The sequence below is a fragment of the Ensifer sp. ENS06 genome, from assembly GCF_014852205.1.
GTDB classification, from domain to species: Bacteria; Pseudomonadota; Alphaproteobacteria; order Rhizobiales; family Rhizobiaceae; genus Ensifer; species Ensifer adhaerens.
Genome location: NZ_JACVBC010000005.1, coordinates 135,830 through 152,366 on the forward strand (window position 1 = coordinate 135,830; position 16,537 = coordinate 152,366).

Below are 16,537 nucleotides of genomic sequence, written 5' to 3' on the forward strand. Positions count from 1 at the left end.
TCTCGAATTGCGGCCCGAAGGGCCCTGGCGCTCGCTGGATCAAGGCCGGCGAGCGCGCGAAAGTCCTAGTGCGTCTTGTGCATGTCGTGGTTCATGGGCTCAGCCGCGGGCCGCTCTTCCTTGACGCCCTCGGCCGGTTCCTCGCTCTTGGCGGGGTTACCGGTTTCGGGGAAGGTCGCGGCCGGTGCGGCCGCTTCGGTCACTCCGCCCGTATGGCGGTTGTCATGCTCGAGTTTGGCGCGGTTCTCATGGCTTTCGACGCCGGCTCCGCCCATCATGTCGATGTGCATCATATCCTTCATGCACATCTGGCCTTCGCGCACGCACATGTTGAGAACGGCTTCATAGAGGCCGTTTTCGACGGAAGCGTAGTAGCGCACCGGCTCCTTCACGCTCGGTTTTTCGAGCTTCAGGTAGGCGTCGCGATTGAGCATCGTGCCGTTCTGCTTGACGCGGGCAACCCAGGCGTCAAAGCCCGCCTGGTCCACGCCGTGGAACTTGAAGCGCATGTGCGAGAAGCCGTCGCCGCTGTAGTTGGACGAAAGGCCCTCGTATTCGCCTGCCTTGTTGATAACGGCGTGCAGCTTGGTCTGCATGCCGGGCATGGCGTAGATCATGCCGGCGAGCGCCGGAACGTAGAACGAGTTCATCACCGACGAGGCAGTGATCTTGAAGTTGATCGGCACGTCGACCGGCGCCGCCATCTCGTTGACCGTGGCAATACCGTATTCCGGATAGAAGAACAGCCATTTCCAGTCGAGCGCGACGACTTCGACCGTGATCGGCTTCGTCTCTTCGGTCACCGGGCGCGCCGCATCGATCCGATCGAGCGGTCGATAGGGGTCGAGCTTGTGGGTGCTGACCCAGGTGATCGCGCCGAGCGCGATGATGATCGCGAGGGGAGCCGACCAGATGATGACTTCGAGGCCGGTGGAATGGTGCCATTCCGGATCATACTTGGCGGCCGTGTTCGACTGGCGATAGCGCCAGGCAAAGAACAGCGTCAGGAAAAGGACGGGAACGATGATCAACAGCATCAGGACCGTCGAAATAACGATCAGATCCCGCTGCTGCGCGGCGATATCACCGGAAGGCGACATGACCACCATGTTGCATCCCGAGAGAACGGAGAGCAACAGGACGGCAATCGTCGATCGTCCGGCTAAACTGTATGGCTTCGGCATTGCGGCCTCAACTTGCGTTTTGTCTAGTCGGCATTACTCGGGCATGATCGGGCATGGAAGTGAGGTCCATCGTCGCAGCGCAACATTTTGCCGCAGTGCAGTGACGACCGTATCGCTCTATGCGCGTTTGTACGGGCGCAAAGGCATATTGTCGGTTCGATGCCGGCTGTTCCAGCGAACGTTAGGCACGAACTCGAATGAGGCATGTGCGCAGGTACGTGCACGGCATTCTTGATATCAGACGCCAATTGGTCAACACTCTAACGACAAGACGTTCGATCGTCGGAGAAATTCATGGTTTCGGTCGCTAACCCAACATCGTCTGGTCTCGAGCGGGATGCACGTCGCATTCACGAGGACGACAAGCCTCTGTCCCCGGGCAGCATCGCCATCGGCGTGGTCATTGGACGAACCTCGGAATTCTTCGACTTCTTCGTCTACGGCCTCGGCTCGATCCTCGTTTTTCCGAAGCTGATTTTCCCGTTCGCGCCCAATGCGGTCACCGCGACGCTCATGTCCTTCGCGCTGTTCCCGCTCGCTTTCCTCGCCCGCCCGGTCGGCTCCTTCGTCTTCATGTGGGTCGACCGCAACTACGGGCGCGGCACGAAGCTGACGATCGCGCTCGTCATTCTCGGTGGCTCGACGGCGTCAATCGCCTTCCTGCCCGGCTATGACACGATCGGGTATTGGGCGGTAGCGCTATTGGCGCTGTTCCGGCTGGGCCAGGGCTTTGCGCTCGGCGGCGCCTGGGACGGCCTCGCATCGCTGCTGAACCTCAATGCGCCGCAAAATCACCGCGGCTGGTACGCGATGATCCCGCAGCTCGGCGCGCCGATCGGCTTTGCGCTTGCGAGCATCCTCTTCGGTTATTTCGTCAGCAACCTTTCGCAGGAAGATTTCCTCGCCTGGGGCTGGCGCTATCCGTTCTTCGTCGCCTTTGCGATCAACGTCGTGGCGCTTTTCGCGCGCCTGCGCATCGTCGCCAGCAAGGAGTTCGGCGCCGCCATGGAAGCCAAGGAGCTTGAGGCGCGGCCGATCTTCGAGATGCTGAGCAAGCACAGCATCGACGTCGTGCTCGGCGCCTTCGTGCCGCTCGCAAGCTTCGCAATGTTCCACCTCGTCACCATCTTCCCCTTGAGCTGGGTGACGCTCAATGGCGGCCAGTCGGCGGCTGAATTCCTGTGGGTTCAGGTGGCAGGTGCCGTCGTCGGCGCCATCGGCATCGTGCTTTCGGGCGTAATTGCCGACCGGGTCGGTCGCCGCAACCAGCTGATGATCGGTGCGATCCTGATCGCGATCTTCAGCTTCTCGGCCCCCTTCCTGCTCGATGCCGGCGGCAAGGGCCAGGACGCTTACATCCTGATCGGCTTCGCCATCCTTGGCCTTTCCTTCGGCCAGTCCTCGGGCGCCGTCTCCTCGCGCTTCACCCAGTACTATCGCTACACGGGTGCCGCTCTGACGTCGGACCTCGCCTGGCTCGTCGGCGCCGCTTTCGCGCCGCTCGTGGCACTCGGGCTGGCCAGCAGCTTTGGCATCATCTTCATCGGCGGCTACCTGATTTCGGGTGCGATCTGCACGATCGCGGCGCTGAGCCTCAGCCGCGCGCTCGACCAGCAGTAAGATCCAGAGGCAGGCGGGGCGACAGGCGTCCCGCTTGTTCGTCCTTTCCTCGCGTGACCTTGATTGCGAGGAACGGAAACGCGACCGGATTGACCGGTCCTGCAGCCGTCAAAGGCGGACTTCGACCTCAAACCCCTGCGTCTTGCCGCGCGCCGGCGAAGCGATGAGCAATTGGCCCTGCATCTGCGCGACCAGCCGCTCAACGATGGCAAGCCCGAGCCCGGAACCGGAGGCCTCGGTCGGCCCGCGGACGAAGCGCTTGGTCAGGTTGGCGCGGACGTCCTCGGCGACAACAGCGCTTTCGTTCGTGACGCGGATTCCCATTGGGTCGACATGGAGATCGACCCGGCTGCCCGGCGGACTGTGGATCAGGGCGTTTTCAAGAAGATTGCGCAAGACGATCGCAAAGGCGTCCACGCGGATCGGCCGTTCAAGTACGGTGCCCTTGGCGACCTGAACGTTCAGGCGGTTGGCGCCGAGCGCGGATCGCTCCAGATCCTGCATCACGACCATCAACACCGGCAGCAGATCGTGCTGCTCGTCCGAAATGGCAATCTCCGCTTCGGCGCGCGACATCTGCAGCAACTTCTCGGCAAGCCGGCTCAGATGCACGAGCGCGCGTTCAATCTGGGCGGTTCGCGGTTGGTATGCCGGCGGCACCTCGCGCGCCAGCCGTTGGGTTTGCGCGAGCGCACCGGCAATCGGGGTCCGCAGCTCATGGGCGCTGTTCGAGGTGAATTCCCTCTCCGCCTCTAGGCCCGCCTTCAGCCGCGCCAGAAGCAGGTTCACGGAACGCGCGATCGCCCGCAGTTCGCGCGGCAGCGTCGCCTCGTCGATCGGCGCCAGATTACCGCTGTCCTTGGTCAGGATATCGTCGCGCAGCTGCGACACGGGCGACAGCGTGCTGCGAACGACGAAGACGATCGCAAGGATGCTGCCCGGTATCAGCACGAGCAGCGGCAAAAGCAGCGCCGTTCCGCCTTCCATGAGCGCTTCTGTGCGATGTTCGATCGCATCGGCAACTTGCACATAGAGTGATCCGTCAGTCGTTCCGGCCGTGTAGATCCGATGGGTGGGGGTCTGCGAGAAGCCGGTCGCAAGGGGAACCGCGAAGGGCTCCGGCGCGCCGTCGTCAAAGAGAACGCGGCCGTCGCGGTCGCGCACCTGGTAGGTAAGGAATTGCGAATTGAGCGCGGGCGCCACAACCGACGCCTGGGCCAAGCCGCTGGGCGCGTCCCTCGTCGTCTCGTTAGCCACGATCTGCAACAATCGTTCGGCGGTTTCCTGCACGCCGCTGTCGAAGATTTCGGTGAACTCGTCCTGCATCACATAGACGCCAAGCCCGAGCGCAACAAACCAAAAGAGGGCGACGACGCTGGTGAGCGCAATGGCCAGTCTGCGGGTCATGCTCCTCTTGTCGGACATGCGATCACCTGAGGCAGTAGCCGAGGCCGCGCACGGTCTCGATCCGGTCAGGCCCGATCTTCTTGCGCAGGCGGCTGATATAGACCTCGACCGTATTGCTTTCGATCTCGGCACCGAAGGCGTAAAGCGCATCGTGCAACTGCGCTTTCGACACGAGGGCGCCGGGATGCGCGGCCAGCTTGTCCAAAACGGCCCATTCCCGAGCGCTCAGGCTCTGGCTGTCACCATTAACGGCGATCTTGCGGTGAACCTGGTCGATCTCGATGCCGGGCAGCTTGACCGTCGGCGTCGCGTTGCCCGTATAGCGCCTGGAAACGGCCAGCATGCGGGCCGTCAGTTCATTGAGATCGAAGGGCTTGACCAGATAGTCGTCCGCCCCGCTGTTGAGCCCCTCGATCCGGTCGGATATCTGGTCGTGCGCCGTCAGAATGATTACGGGCGTGCCATCGCCGCGCGCGCGGAGAGAGCGCAGGAGCGTCAGCCCTTCGCCATCGGGCAATCGCAGATCGAGCAGGATCAGTCCGTAGGTTACCGTATCGGTCGCCGCCACCGCATCGAGGATGCGCTTGAACCAATCGACCGCGTGGCCGGCGGCGGCGACATGGTCGCGCAGCGCCTCCCCCAGAACCTGATCGTCTTCGACTAGTAGGACTCTCAAGATATCACCGGACACTTGTTCGTCCTTGCCTAGGGTCGATCGGGGATGGCCGTCAAGTCCTTGAGCGCCCAAGCGGCGAAATGCGGTGAGGCTGCCCGTCTCGGCCGCCGCATACAGGGCGCAAGAATGGGAGGATTTCAGGAGGCGACGGGATCGCGAAAGGCCCCGCGCCTCTTCTTGTAGCTGATCACCGCCGTCGCGATCCCGACCAGAGCCATCGCGCCGCCAAGAACGGCCAGGACGCCAACATTCCGGCCTGATGGCTCGTAGGTCGCGAGCTTGTACATCTCTGTCGCGAGCACCGCGATCATGGCCGCCGAGACGGTCGAATAGTCCTTGCCGACGACACGTCTGATGTTGAACGCCATGCCTTCCGTGGATTGGCTGAAGTTTGAAAGGCGCAGCGCCCAGCGCGGCACGTCACGGCAATAGACCTGATAGGCTTCGCCGAAGGTGCGAAGAAGAAAAGCCTCCTCCGCACAGACAATGCATTGGTACATGAAGGCAAAGAGCCCGATGCCGATCACGATGAGCAGCGGGTTGCCGTGCAGCAGGAAAACGCCGCAGTAGAGCAGCATGTTGCCGACATAGAGCGGGTTCCGGCAAACGCCGAACATGCCCTCGGTTACCAGGTCCTTGGCGTAGACCCTCTTTTTCAGGCCGCCACGCTGGATGTACTTATAGCCGACGACCGTCGCGCGAAGCGCCAGGCCTGCCAGAATGACGAGGATCGCGACCGCATCCTTGGCCAGCGTCAGCAGCGGGTTGTCCAAGACCAATGCCGGCGGCGGCATCAGCAGGAACAACACCACGATGATCGCGGGAAAAAGCTGGTTGCGGAAGCGGAAGAGAAAATTGCCGATCGCGATCATGGTCGGTCCGTCCTACTTGATCGCGACAATGCCGCAGAAATTATACCAGCGGAAAAAGACCTCGACGCTGCGGAAACCCACTTCCTTCAGCAGCTGGAAATTTTCTTCCAGGCGGTACGGAATGAGGACGTTTTCAAGCGCCTCGCGCTTCCTGGCGATCTCGATCTCGGAATAGCCGTTGCGGCGCTTGTAGTCGTAGTAGTGCTCGATGAACAAGCGGTTGAACGTCGAGTCTTCGCTGGTCAGCTTCTCGACGAGCAGCAGAGCGCCGCGCTCGTTGAGGCCGTCATAGATCGAGCGCATGACGCGCTCGCGGTAGAGGGGGCGCACGAACTGCAAGGTCAGAAGCATCAGGACGACGCTGGCATTGTGGATTTCGATGCCGTGGTGCAGGTCGCCGCCCCTGAGATCAATCGCCCGGTTGGAATTTGCCTGGACGATCTTTTCCTTCGCCTTCTCGATCATGTCGGGAGCGTTGTCGATGCCGACGAAGCGCACGGCGGGATCAACCATGGCGTCGAGCCCGAGCAGCGTCGTCGCGGTCGAGCAACCGATGTCGTAGAGGTTGGTATCGGCTTCGGCAAAGTCGCTGGCGAGTTCGCAAACCATCCGCTGGATTTCGCCGTAGTAGGGAACCGATCGGCTGACCATGTCGTCGAAGACGGCGGCCACGGTTGCATTGAAGGCGAAGTCGCCGACATTCTGGTCTGGTGCGGCGAAAACCTCGTCCCGGCGGTGGCTGTTGTCGTGCACGTGTAGATGCGGGGCCTTGCCAACCATTCGCACTGTCCTTTCTTTTCCGGAGCACGCCAAAGGAGAGGGCAATCGCCTCTGTCCCCGGAGCGATTGATGCACCACACAAGCCACCCTAACCTGACACGAACCTGAAAGGTTTGGCCGCAGTGGGTTCGGCAGATCGGGGTGCCGGGCGGGGATCACGGCGTGATCACGCGATTTTGCCGGCAGGTGCGCGCGCTTTTGTCGATAATCGGCGGCGCGAAACCGGAGCAACGACCATGCGGCCGAGACTAAGGTGTACAGCGTTGATCGCCAGCCTCGTCATGTCGATGGCCGCTATGGCGTGGGCCGCGGAGCTGCCACGCTCCGGCGAGCCCACATTCGACCGGGTGATCGAACTCGTGAACGCGAACTTCTATGACGGCAAGGCGCTCGACCGTTTCAATACCACCGCCCAGGCTGAGATCACGGATCCCGTGGCGGCACTATCCAGGACGAGCCCGTCTTCCCGCGTCGATGCGGCGATCGCGTCCGTCCTTGCAAGTCTCGGGGTTTCTCATACCGGACGTTTCAAAGCCGACACGATCGACTATTTCGAGCTCGCCGACATTTTTCGCTTCGCCATCCGTGACGATATGCGGCGTCTTTTTCCGCCGGATGGCGCCGCGCGCTATCCCGGCATCGGCATGGTGACGACGGTTAAGAATGGGCAGCGGTTCGTCAGCGATGTTTATGACGGATCGGCTGCAAAGAAGGCGGGCCTCGTCGTTGGCGACCAGATCCTTTCGGTCGACGGGCAGGCTTATCATGAGATCGGATCCTTCGAAGACAAGGTCGGCCGCACGGTCGAACTTCGGCTCCGCCGCCACCGCGATGCGGAGCCATTGTCGCTGCAGGTTCCGGTCGAAAGCTTACGACCACTTCAAATGTTCGAGCGCGCGATCGAAGAAAGTGTCGCGCTCATCGAGACCGGCGGCCGGAAGGTCGGCTATGTGCGGCTCTGGACCCTTTCCACGCGAAACGGGCTCAATCTCGTCGCCGAGGCGCTTTCGAGCGGCCGCTTGAAGGATGCGGAAGGCCTCGTCGTCGACCTGCGCGGCCGCTGGGGCGGCGGGCCGGCAGACGCAGCCGAGTTTCTGGTCGGTGGTACGCCGACGTTCCGGCTGATTCCACGCCGGGGCGAAGCCACGCTTGCCAATTTCCGCTGGCAAAAGCCTGTGGTCGCGCTGATCGACAACGGAACCCGCAGCGGCCTCGAACTCTTTGCCTACACGCTGCGGCAACACGGGATCACGCTCGTCGGCGAGCGGACGGCCGGTGCTCTGCTTGCCGGCCGTGCTTATGTGCTACCGGACGACAGCCTCTTGGAAGTGGCGATTTCGGACGCGGTCATCGGCGACGAGCTAAGGCTTGAGGGGGTGGGCATCGCGCCGGATGTGCAGATGGCCTTTCCGCTTGCCTATGCGGCCGGCAAGGATCCGCAGCGGGAAGCCGCGATCGCTGAGATGGTTCGCGTGCTCCAAGCCACGCCGGCGCCAGAAACCCTGCCGGCGCAAGAACCGGCCGCAACCCGGTGACGCTTGGAGTCTCGCAGAACTATGTGTCAGCCGATGCCGCCGCCTGCGACAATCTCCCGTCCGAGTCTAACAACTTCGCGCACAAACAGGTCCAGGTCCTCCCGTCGCGTCCGGTGATTGTTGACTGCCACGCGCAGGCAATGCTCGCCGTGTACCGTCGTGTCGGAGATGACGGCGGTCCCCTCGTCCTGAAGCCGCAGCATGATTTCCGTGTTCACTGCCTTCAATCGCTCAGCCGTCATTTCCTCCGGATGGTAACGGAAGCAGACGATGTTGATGTTGGTCGGCGCCACGAGCTCGAGTTGGGGCTCTGCCTCGACGAGGCCGCTCAGATAATGGCCTTGAGCAACATTCTGGTCGACGAGGCGACCAAACTTCTCGATGCCGTGCTCCATCAGCGACATCCAGATTTTCAGGGCACGAAAACCACGCGACGTCTGCAGGCCATAGTCATAGAGCCAGGGCGCCGAAGCGAGACCCCGCACGGTCGACTCCAGATATTCCGGCGTAACGGCGAAGGTGCCGCGGTGTGCGGCCGCATCGCGAACGAGGACGCAGCCTGCCTCGAAGGGCGCATGCAGCCATTTATGCGGGTCCAGCGCGATGGAATCTGCCCTTTCGATGCCTGCGACACGCCAGGCATTCTCGGGCGCGATCCGGAGCAGAGCGCCGATGCAGCCGTCGACGTGGAACCAGAGGCCAAACTCTGCAGCCAGATCGGCGAGAGCCTGGATGTCATCGATGGCGCCGGTATTCACCGTTCCGGCATTGGCGATGATGCAGATGGGCAGCCGACCGGACGCGCGATCCTGCTCGATCGCACGGCGCAAGGCCGCGATATCGATGCGCAACTCGGCATCCGTCGCAACGCGCCGGAGGGCCCGGTCGCCGAGGCCGAACAGTTCCACCGCCTTGCGATGGCAACTGTGGCTCTGGTCCGAACCGTAGAAGCAGAGCGGCCGATCGCCGATGCCATGCGCACGCACATCGATCCCGGCTTTGACGTTGCGGGCAACCGTCAGGCCGACAATGTTGGCGACCGAGCCGCCGCTGACGAGCGTGCCGCTGGCCGTCGTCGGAAACCCCAGCATTTCCTTGCACCAATTGACGACCTGTTGGTCCATGAGTGCGGCGGCATGGTTGCCGCCGCCGACGTTCGACCCCTGGACGGCAGCAAGAAATTCGCCAAGCGCCCCGGTGAAGTTTCCCGACCCCATGTACCAGGCCCAAAAGCGGGGGTGGATGTTGCCCATGGGATAGCCGAGCACGTTTTCCGCGACCGACGCGTAGATCTCTTCGAGCGGCTTTGGTGTCCTGGGAAGCGGGGTAGAAAAGCTCTCCCGCACCATATCGGGCATGTTGCGCCATGCCGGCCGTTCCCGGACCTGGCTGAGGTAGTCTATCGCATCGTCGACGATGCGATGCGACAGAGCCCGCAATTCGGCCCAGTCTTTCGGGTCGAGCGTTTCCTCCACCCTGCTGGACGCTGCCGATCGCTTGTCCATGGAAACCTCCCCTCCCCGTCGTTCCCTTCTGCTATCGTCGCGTGCCGGCGATGATCGTTGCCGTCGCGCGCAGTTCCACCTTGCCCGCCCGGATCGCTTGGCCTGCCAGATCGAGAACCTCGCTGCGGATGCGGTTGCGCGTCTGATCGTCCGCCTGTGCCAGTCCGGCGACGACGGGTGCGGCGATCTCGGTCATGAAGGCCCAGTAGTCCTCCGGAGTCTCGTGGACCATCGTGGTGGTGACCTCCTCCTCGTGGATGTCGTGCAATCCCGCATCCTCGAAAACGGTCTTCATCAGGCCTGCAGACGCGCAGCGAAACAGGCCGGGCGCGCCGGCCGGAGGCTTCGGCATGTCGACGTGCCGGGCGATCGTCGCCATGATCGTCGTTGCCCAGGCGTTCTTTTCCGGTGCACCCCACACCGCAGCGCATACACGCGACTGGGGCTTTGCGACCCTCGTCAACTGTTGGGCTGCCGCTGCAACGTCGGGAAAAAACATGAAACCGAACCGGCAGAGGACGGCGTCGAATGTTGCTTCCGGAAACGGCAAGGCGCCAGCGTCGCAGGCTCTCGTTTCGAAATTCGCAAGACCGCGATGCCTGGCGTTCTCCGTCGCCACCTGCAACATGCGCTCTGAAAGGTCGGTGACAGTCACGCGGCCCTTCGGTATCGACGCCGCCACCGTCAGGCCTGGTTCTCCAGTTCCCGCAGCGACGTCAAGCACCCGGTCGCCGTCCTTGATGGCCGCCTGCCGGATCATTGCCTCGCCGAAGGGGGCGAGCCATCCAAGCACCAGTGCGTCCCACTTCTTCCAGCCGGCGGAGAAGCGGTCCCAGGTCTCTCTTTGCTGATCGCGGATTTGATCGAGATGCGCCGACATGCAGGCTCCTCCCTCGGTGCCGTGTTCCGACCTCGCTCACGAAACTATGAACCCTCTGCGGAGGGTTGCAATTCAACTTTCCCGCCGCAATTCGGGCAGTGTGCCGCATTGTCACGGATTTTACGATCCGCGCTGTGACCGCGGTTACATGTGGGCGCAGACAATCCGCGCTAGGGAGAGAGGGTAAGGCAGGCTATATTCTACTCGAGGAGACCGGGAAGGAGAGATTCGCACCGATGTCGAACCGGACGAACGGCAAAAATAGCGGCCGGATAGAACCCAGCGACGAACAATCCCTCGGTGATCAATTGCGGATGATGCATCGGGCCTTCATGGCCTCGCCACTGCGCAACAAGATCATCTGGCTGAGCATAAGCATCATCGTTGTCATCGTTGTGACAGCCTTTGGTCAGATCATCCTCAACCGATGGTACAAGCCGTTCTACGACACGCTCGAGCGACGCGACCTTCCGGCCTTTCTCCATCAGCTCGTCGTCTTCGCCCAGATCGCCGGCGTGCTCCTCGTTCTCAATGTTTTGCAAACCTGGCTCGGCCAGGTCATCAAGCTGCGCTTGCGCGAAGGCCTGACCCAGGACCTGATCACCGAATGGATGCGCCCGACGCGCGCGTTCCGGCTGGCGAATGCCGGCGCCATCGGCATCAACCCGGACCAGCGAATCCATGAGGACGCGCGCCACCTGACCGATCTCTCGGCCGGACTTTCGATCGGCCTCTTCCAATCCGGTATTCTGCTGGTGAGCTTTATCGGCGTGCTGTGGTCACTGTCCGACGGTTTCGTCTTCCATGTCGCGAGCTATTCCTTCGACATTCCCGGCTACATGGTCTGGGCCGCGATCCTCTATGCGGGCACCGCCTCCTGGCTGAGCTGGCTCGTCGGCCGGCCTCTGGTGGCGCTCAATGGCGAACACTATGCCCGGGAGGCGGCGCTGCGCTTCTCGCTGATGCGCGTCAACGAACATATCGAGGCCGTTTCGCTTTCATCAGGCGAGGCCAATGAGAAAAAGCGGCTGCAGCGCGACCTCGCCTCGGTGCTCGAGATCAGCTACGGCCTGCTGCGTGCGGTTACGCGGCTCACCTGGGTGACCGGCGGCTATGGCTGGATCACCGTCGTCGCACCGATCGTCATTGCTGCACCGGTCTATTTCGCCGGCGACCTGAGCTTCGGTGGGTTGATGATGGCCGTCGGCGCTTTCAATCAGGTGCATGCGTCGCTGCGGTGGTTCGTCGACAATATCGGCGCGATCGCCGACTGGCGCGCTACATTGCTGCGCGTCGCCGCCTTCCGCTCGGCGCTCTTGATGACCGACGAACGGCATGAGGGCGACAAGCGCATCGACTTCAGGACCTCCGATACGCCGCAGATGAGCTTCGACAACATCGAAATCGTCTCGCCGACCGGCTGCATCCAGCTTCGCGAGCCGAGCGTCACCATTGATCCGGGCGAACGCGTGCTCGTCACCGGCGCGCCTGAGGTCGAAAAGGCGCCGTTCTTCCGCGCGATCGCCGGGCTCTGGCCCTGGGGGCACGGCCGCATTGCACTGCCGGTTGACGACGGCCTCGCCTTTGTGCCGAAGTCTCCCTATTTCCCGCCGGGCACGCTTGGAGAAGTGCTCGCCTATCCGAGCCCGCCCGATACCTACAGCAAGGGCGAACTCGCCGCCGTTCTCTCGAAGGTCGGCCTTGGCCGCCTGAGCGGCCGGCTCGACCAGGATGCGCGAAAGCAGATGAACCTCAGCGAGGCCGAGCAGCGCCTCCTCGCCATCGCTAGGCTCAGCCTGCACAAGCCGCGCTGGCTGATCATCGACGAAGCGCTCGATACCCTTGAGGACGACGCCTACCAGCGCGTGCTGAAGTTCATGGACGACGAGCTTCAAGGTGTTGCGATCGTCAACATCGGACGCACCGAACGCGGCAGCGACTTCTTTACCCGCGTGCTCCACCTCGACAAGAACCCGACCGGCAACACGCTCAGGCGTCTCCAGCCGCGCAGCCTGCAGCCGGCCGATCCGCAACTGGTGGACTGATAGTCCGGTCCACGGTTGGCAAACGGCGAAGCGCTGAGAGCCAGGATCTGGAAACGGCTTTATCTGGCGGAAAAAAAGAAAAACCGCGCAATCCCTGGAATGCGCGGTTTTTCTTGGCCCAAGGTGAACTACTCAGCGTGATTTCAGCTTCATGTGGCGGTTCACGTCCTTGTATAGCAGGTAGCGGAACTTGCCCGGACCGCCAGCATAGCAGGCTTGCGGGCAGAAAGCGCGCAGCCACATGTAATCGCCGGCCTCGACCTCGACCCAGTCCTGATTGAGCCGGTAGACGGCCTTGCCTTCGAGCACATAAAGGCCGTGTTCCATCACGTGCGTCTCGGCAAAGGGAATGATCGCGCCGGGCTCGAAGGTGACGATCGTCATGTGCATGTCGTGGCGCAGGTCCGTCGGGTCGACGAAGCGGGTCGTTGCCCACTTGCCTTCCGTGCCCGGCATCGGCGACGGGGTGATTTCGGCCTCGTTGGTGAAGAAGGCCTCCGGCGCGGGCAGGCCATCGACGTACTCGTAAGCCTTGCGCACCCAATGGAAGCGAACGATCGCTTCACTTCCGTTGCGAACGGTCCAGTTGCTCGCCGGCGGAATGAAGGCGAAGCCGCCCGGCTGCATCTTATGCGCCTTACCGTCGAGCGTGATGGTCAATTCGCCCTCGACGACGAAGATCGCGCCCTCGGCGCCTTCGTCGAGTTCCGGCCGGTCGCTGCCGCCGCCCGGAGCGATTTCCATGATATATTGTGAAAATGTTTCAGCAAAACCAGAGAGCGGCCGGGACAGTATCCACAGCCGGGTCTTGTCCCAGAACGGCAAATAGCTGGTGACGATGTCCATCATCGTCCCCTTCGGAATCACCGCATAGGCTTCGGTGAAGACCGCGCGATCCGAAAGGAGTTGGGTTTGGGGCGGGTTGCCGCCATGCGGCGCATAGTAACTACGGTTGGTCATATCTTCCTTCAGTCTGCTTGCAGGCACCGCCTCCTCTAAAGTGCGGTGCAATGGGTCGCGCGCGCCGCATCAAAGCAATGCGGTGCGAAGATCGCGGGGCTGGTCTTTCTCCTCGTCCAGGTCCAGCTCCGCTTCGACGTGGTTCAGGTGCTCGGCCATTTCCTTGATCGCGCTCGCGACGTCGCGTGACGCGATGTACTCGACCACGGCCAGATGTTCGTCCGGTCCGCAATTGTGCAGGTGGTTCGACCGGTACATTGCGGTGATCAGGGATGTCCGGGACACGAGGTCGCGCAGGATACCGAAGAGGAAGGCAGACCCCGAAAGCTCCGCGAGCAACAGGTGGAAACCACCGGAAAGCCGAACGATATCAGAGAGATTTCCGGATCGGCCGGCAATGCGCTCCTCTTCGATATGGGCGCGCAACCGGACGATATCCTTGGGATTGGCGCGCTCGCAAAGCCGCTCGACGACCCGCTGTTCGATCGCCCTGCGGGCAACGAAGACATCGCGTGCCTCGTCTACCGAAGGCTCGGAGACGAAGGCGCCCCGGTTCGGCATGATCGTCACCAGGCCATCGCGCTCGAGCGCGGTCAGTGCCTGGCGGATGCGAGCCCTGCTGACGGAGAATATTTCGGCAAGTTGTTCCTCTTTCAATCGCGTCCCCGGCCGTAGCCGACGCTCTGCAATCGCAAGCCAGATCTTCTCGCAAATGATCGCCGTCGGAGCACCGGCGACTTCGTCCGCGTTATACATGAAATCTCCCTTAGCCGTTCGCTTACTCTCGCCGTGCGGCGCTCAAAGTCAATTCCATCCGCTGCAGTTAGATATTGACTACAAAATTGTAGACAATATTGTGTACCGCAACTTGATGTGCAATGGCAACCGCTTAAACACGACCGTGCGACCGGCAAATAGACCGGGCCGCGGCGCCAATTGAGAGCTCCGATGGACTTCGATTTCACAGAACTGCCGGCCCAGGACCGTTACCGCCTGCTGACGAACTTCATCGGTCCGCGACCGATCGCGCTGGTCTCGACGCTCTCGCCGAGCGGACAGGACAATGCCGCGCCGATGAGCTTTTTCAATGTCTTCTCGCACGACCCGCCGATCGTCATTCTCGGTATCCAGACCCGCCCGAACGGGGAAGAGAAGGACACGGTCGCCAATATCCGGCGCACCAACGAGTTCGTCGTCAACATGGTGGACATGGCGATCGCCGACCAGATGCTGGTCTGCGGCCTGTCCTTCGAGCCGGATGTCGACGAAGTGGCAATCGCCGGACTGACGGCGGCTGACGGCCTCAAGGTCGGCGCCCGCCGTATCGTCGAGTCACCCTGCTCGATGGAATGCCGCGTTGAGCGGCTGATCGAATATGACCGCCGCGTCATCGTTCTCGGCGAGGTCGTGCATATGCACGTGCGTAAGGACTGCCTCGACGAGGAAGGCCGCTACGTCGACCCGTCCCAATACCAGCCGATCGCACGGCTGCACGCCAACAACTACATCACATCGGATCGTCAGTTCGTCATGCCGACGCCCGACATTACCGCCTATGCCCCCCCTGCAAACGCCATGCGGAAGACGAGCTGATCCATGCGTATCCTGCTGATCAATCCGAACTCCACCCGCTCGATGACCGAACAGGCGCATCGCAGCGCCGAGCGCGTCGCTGCAGCCGACACCCAGCTCGAATCGATCAACCCGACATCGAGCCCAGCCAGCATCGAAGGCCATGCCGACGAAGCGATGGCTGTGCCAGCGATGCTTGCGGAAATCCGCAAAGGCGAAGCGCGCGGCATCGATGCCTATGTAATCGCCTGCTTCGACGATCCCGGACTTGGCGCTGCACGCGAGATCGCTCGCGGTCCGGTCATCGGCATCTGTCAGGCGGCCGTGCAGGTGGCGATGAACATTGCGACCCGCTTTACGATCATCACCACCCTGCCCCGCTCCGTGCCGATCATCGAGGACCTCGCCGAGGCCTACGGTGCCGGCCATCGCTGCCGAAAGGTGCGATCGGTCGACATGCCCGTGCTGGCGCTGGAGGAGGATCTGGCCCACACCGAGGAGATGCTGGTTCAGGAGATCCTGAAAGCACGCCAGGAGGATGGCGCCGAAGCGATCATCCTCGGCTGTGCCGGTATGTCTGAGCTCTGCGACCGCCTGAAGGCGCGTACTGGCATGCCTGTGATCGACGGCGTGACGGCAGCCGTGAAGCTTGCCGAGGCGCTCGTCGGGGGCGGTTATGCCACCTCGAAGGTCGGTGCGTACGACTATCCGCGCGCCAAGGAAGCGCCGGCCTGCCGGCTGGTCGACGCCAGCTGAGCGCATCCGAATATGTCACCGGGCGCACATGGCGCCCGGGACATTTTGTTTCCGGCGCCGTGCTGTCAGCGCGTCAGGGCGTCAAGCTGTTCCTCGAGCGTCGCCACCTTCCGCTCAAGCGCTTCCAGTCGTTCTTCGAGAGCCGATAGGGCCGAACCGCTCGGCGCCGACGACACGGCCGCCCTTTCGGCAGGCTGCTCGACTTCACCACACAAGAGATGCGCGAAGCGGTCTTCGCGCTGGCCGGCACCCCGGTTCAGTTGAACGATGAGCGGCGGCCGGCGGCCCATCATCAGATCCAGATTGTCCTTCAGCTCCTCGATCGACGAGAACCGCGCCATGCGCTCGCTGCGCGCCCAAAGCTCGTAGGCCGTCTGCGGGCCGCGCAGAAGAAGCAGACCGAGCACGACGATCTGCGGCGACGTCAGCGAGAAGCGGTTGGCTGCGAGGTGCTCGTAGCGCTCGACCCGCGAGGCAAATGCTTGCCGGACCAACCCTTTCTGCCCCAGAGACGAGAGAGCGCGGTGGATCTCGACCTGCTCGAGCGCCATGACGGGATCGCGCGCCGTTTTCTGGTTGGCAGCCGAATGCGCCGAATTGAGCGTCAGCGGATAGACGTCGGGCGTCGTTTCCTTCTTCTCGATCAGGCATCCGAGAACGCGGGCTTCAACGGCATTGAGGACGGGGAAATCGGTGTCGGAGGTCGTGTTCATAAGCCAACTCTTCAAATCAACGCATTTCGATC

The 16,537-nt window shown here is 62.4% G+C and carries 15 protein-coding genes; 5 read left to right on the forward strand and 10 right to left on the reverse strand.

Annotated features, from left to right (window positions below; genetic code table 11):
• Positions 1 to 65: 65 nt before the first annotated feature.
• On the reverse strand, positions 66 to 1,184 hold the full coding sequence (gene cyoA, locus IB279_RS19795) for a ubiquinol oxidase subunit II (RefSeq protein WP_060529189.1): 1,119 nt from the start codon (positions 1,182 to 1,184) through the stop codon (positions 66 to 68).
• A gap of 294 nt (positions 1,185 to 1,478) precedes the next feature.
• Between cyoA and IB279_RS19800 the strand changes: the two genes are divergently transcribed.
• Complete coding sequence (locus tag IB279_RS19800) at positions 1,479 to 2,804, forward strand: MFS transporter (protein ID WP_060521113.1); 1,326 nt, start codon at positions 1,479 to 1,481, stop codon at positions 2,802 to 2,804.
• Between the two features lie 108 nt (positions 2,805 to 2,912).
• On the opposite strand, the gene IB279_RS19805 is transcribed toward IB279_RS19800, so the two are convergent.
• The 4 genes from IB279_RS19805 to cmoA all read right to left on the reverse strand — a co-directional run bounded on the left by IB279_RS19805 (position 2,913) and on the right by cmoA (position 6,539).
• Positions 2,913 to 4,229 carry a HAMP domain-containing sensor histidine kinase gene (locus IB279_RS19805; RefSeq protein WP_090297263.1) on the reverse strand — a complete coding sequence of 439 codons (1,317 nt, stop codon included), beginning with the start codon at positions 4,227 to 4,229 and terminating at the stop codon, positions 2,913 to 2,915.
• A gap of 4 nt (positions 4,230 to 4,233) precedes the next feature.
• Positions 4,234 to 4,887 carry a response regulator transcription factor gene (locus tag IB279_RS19810; protein WP_060521322.1) on the reverse strand — a complete coding sequence of 218 codons (654 nt, stop codon included), beginning with the start codon at positions 4,885 to 4,887 and terminating at the stop codon, positions 4,234 to 4,236.
• A gap of 137 nt (positions 4,888 to 5,024) precedes the next feature.
• On the reverse strand, positions 5,025 to 5,759 hold the full coding sequence (locus IB279_RS19815) for an isoprenylcysteine carboxylmethyltransferase family protein (RefSeq protein WP_192339601.1): 735 nt from the start codon (positions 5,757 to 5,759) through the stop codon (positions 5,025 to 5,027).
• 12 nt (positions 5,760 to 5,771) lie between these two features.
• Positions 5,772 to 6,539 (reverse strand): carboxy-S-adenosyl-L-methionine synthase CmoA, encoded by a 768-nt coding sequence (gene cmoA / locus IB279_RS19820; RefSeq protein WP_034790738.1) that lies wholly within the window; start codon positions 6,537 to 6,539, stop codon positions 5,772 to 5,774.
• 236 nt (positions 6,540 to 6,775) lie between these two features.
• Here cmoA and IB279_RS19825 point away from each other — a divergent pair, with 236 nt between their 5' ends.
• Positions 6,776 to 8,074, forward strand: a complete 1,299-nt coding sequence (locus tag IB279_RS19825; protein WP_192339603.1) for a S41 family peptidase — start codon at positions 6,776 to 6,778, stop codon at positions 8,072 to 8,074.
• A 26-nt stretch (positions 8,075 to 8,100) separates the two neighbouring features.
• Here the strand turns inward: IB279_RS19825 and IB279_RS19830 are convergent, their stop codons facing one another.
• Both IB279_RS19830 and IB279_RS19835 read right to left on the reverse strand, forming a co-directional pair.
• On the reverse strand, positions 8,101 to 9,579 hold the full coding sequence (locus tag IB279_RS19830; RefSeq protein WP_192339605.1) for an aspartate aminotransferase family protein: 1,479 nt from the start codon (positions 9,577 to 9,579) through the stop codon (positions 8,101 to 8,103).
• A 31-nt stretch (positions 9,580 to 9,610) separates the two neighbouring features.
• Complete coding sequence (locus IB279_RS19835) at positions 9,611 to 10,459, reverse strand: class I SAM-dependent methyltransferase (RefSeq protein WP_192339607.1); 849 nt, start codon at positions 10,457 to 10,459, stop codon at positions 9,611 to 9,613.
• Between the two features lie 236 nt (positions 10,460 to 10,695).
• On the opposite strand from IB279_RS19835, the gene IB279_RS19840 reads away from it, so the two are divergent.
• A complete protein-coding gene (locus tag IB279_RS19840) occupies positions 10,696 to 12,504 on the forward strand; it encodes an ABC transporter ATP-binding protein/permease (RefSeq protein WP_034797910.1) in 1,809 nt (602 codons plus the stop codon).
• A 132-nt stretch (positions 12,505 to 12,636) separates the two neighbouring features.
• Here the strand turns inward: IB279_RS19840 and IB279_RS19845 are convergent, their stop codons facing one another.
• Together IB279_RS19845 and IB279_RS19850 are read right to left on the reverse strand one after the other, a co-directional pair.
• Positions 12,637 to 13,464, reverse strand: coding sequence for a bifunctional allantoicase/(S)-ureidoglycine aminohydrolase (locus tag IB279_RS19845; protein WP_060521106.1), 828 nt, complete (start codon positions 13,462 to 13,464; stop codon positions 12,637 to 12,639).
• A 69-nt stretch (positions 13,465 to 13,533) separates the two neighbouring features.
• A complete protein-coding gene (locus IB279_RS19850; protein ID WP_060521105.1) occupies positions 13,534 to 14,220 on the reverse strand; it encodes a GntR family transcriptional regulator in 687 nt (228 codons plus the stop codon).
• A 192-nt stretch (positions 14,221 to 14,412) separates the two neighbouring features.
• On the opposite strand from IB279_RS19850, the gene IB279_RS19855 reads away from it, so the two are divergent.
• Positions 14,413 to 15,057 (forward strand): flavin reductase family protein, encoded by a 645-nt coding sequence (locus IB279_RS19855; RefSeq protein ID WP_034797914.1) that lies wholly within the window; start codon positions 14,413 to 14,415, stop codon positions 15,055 to 15,057.
• Positions 15,058 to 15,060: 3 nt separating this feature from the next.
• The gene (locus tag IB279_RS19860) at positions 15,061 to 15,792 is read left to right on the forward strand and encodes an aspartate/glutamate racemase family protein (protein WP_060521103.1); all 732 of its coding nucleotides are present in this window, start codon (positions 15,061 to 15,063) and stop codon (positions 15,790 to 15,792) included.
• A gap of 65 nt (positions 15,793 to 15,857) precedes the next feature.
• Here the strand turns inward: IB279_RS19860 and IB279_RS19865 are convergent, their stop codons facing one another.
• On the reverse strand, positions 15,858 to 16,505 hold the full coding sequence (locus tag IB279_RS19865) for a YceH family protein (protein WP_060529198.1): 648 nt from the start codon (positions 16,503 to 16,505) through the stop codon (positions 15,858 to 15,860).
• Between the last annotated feature and the right edge of the window lie 32 nt (positions 16,506 to 16,537).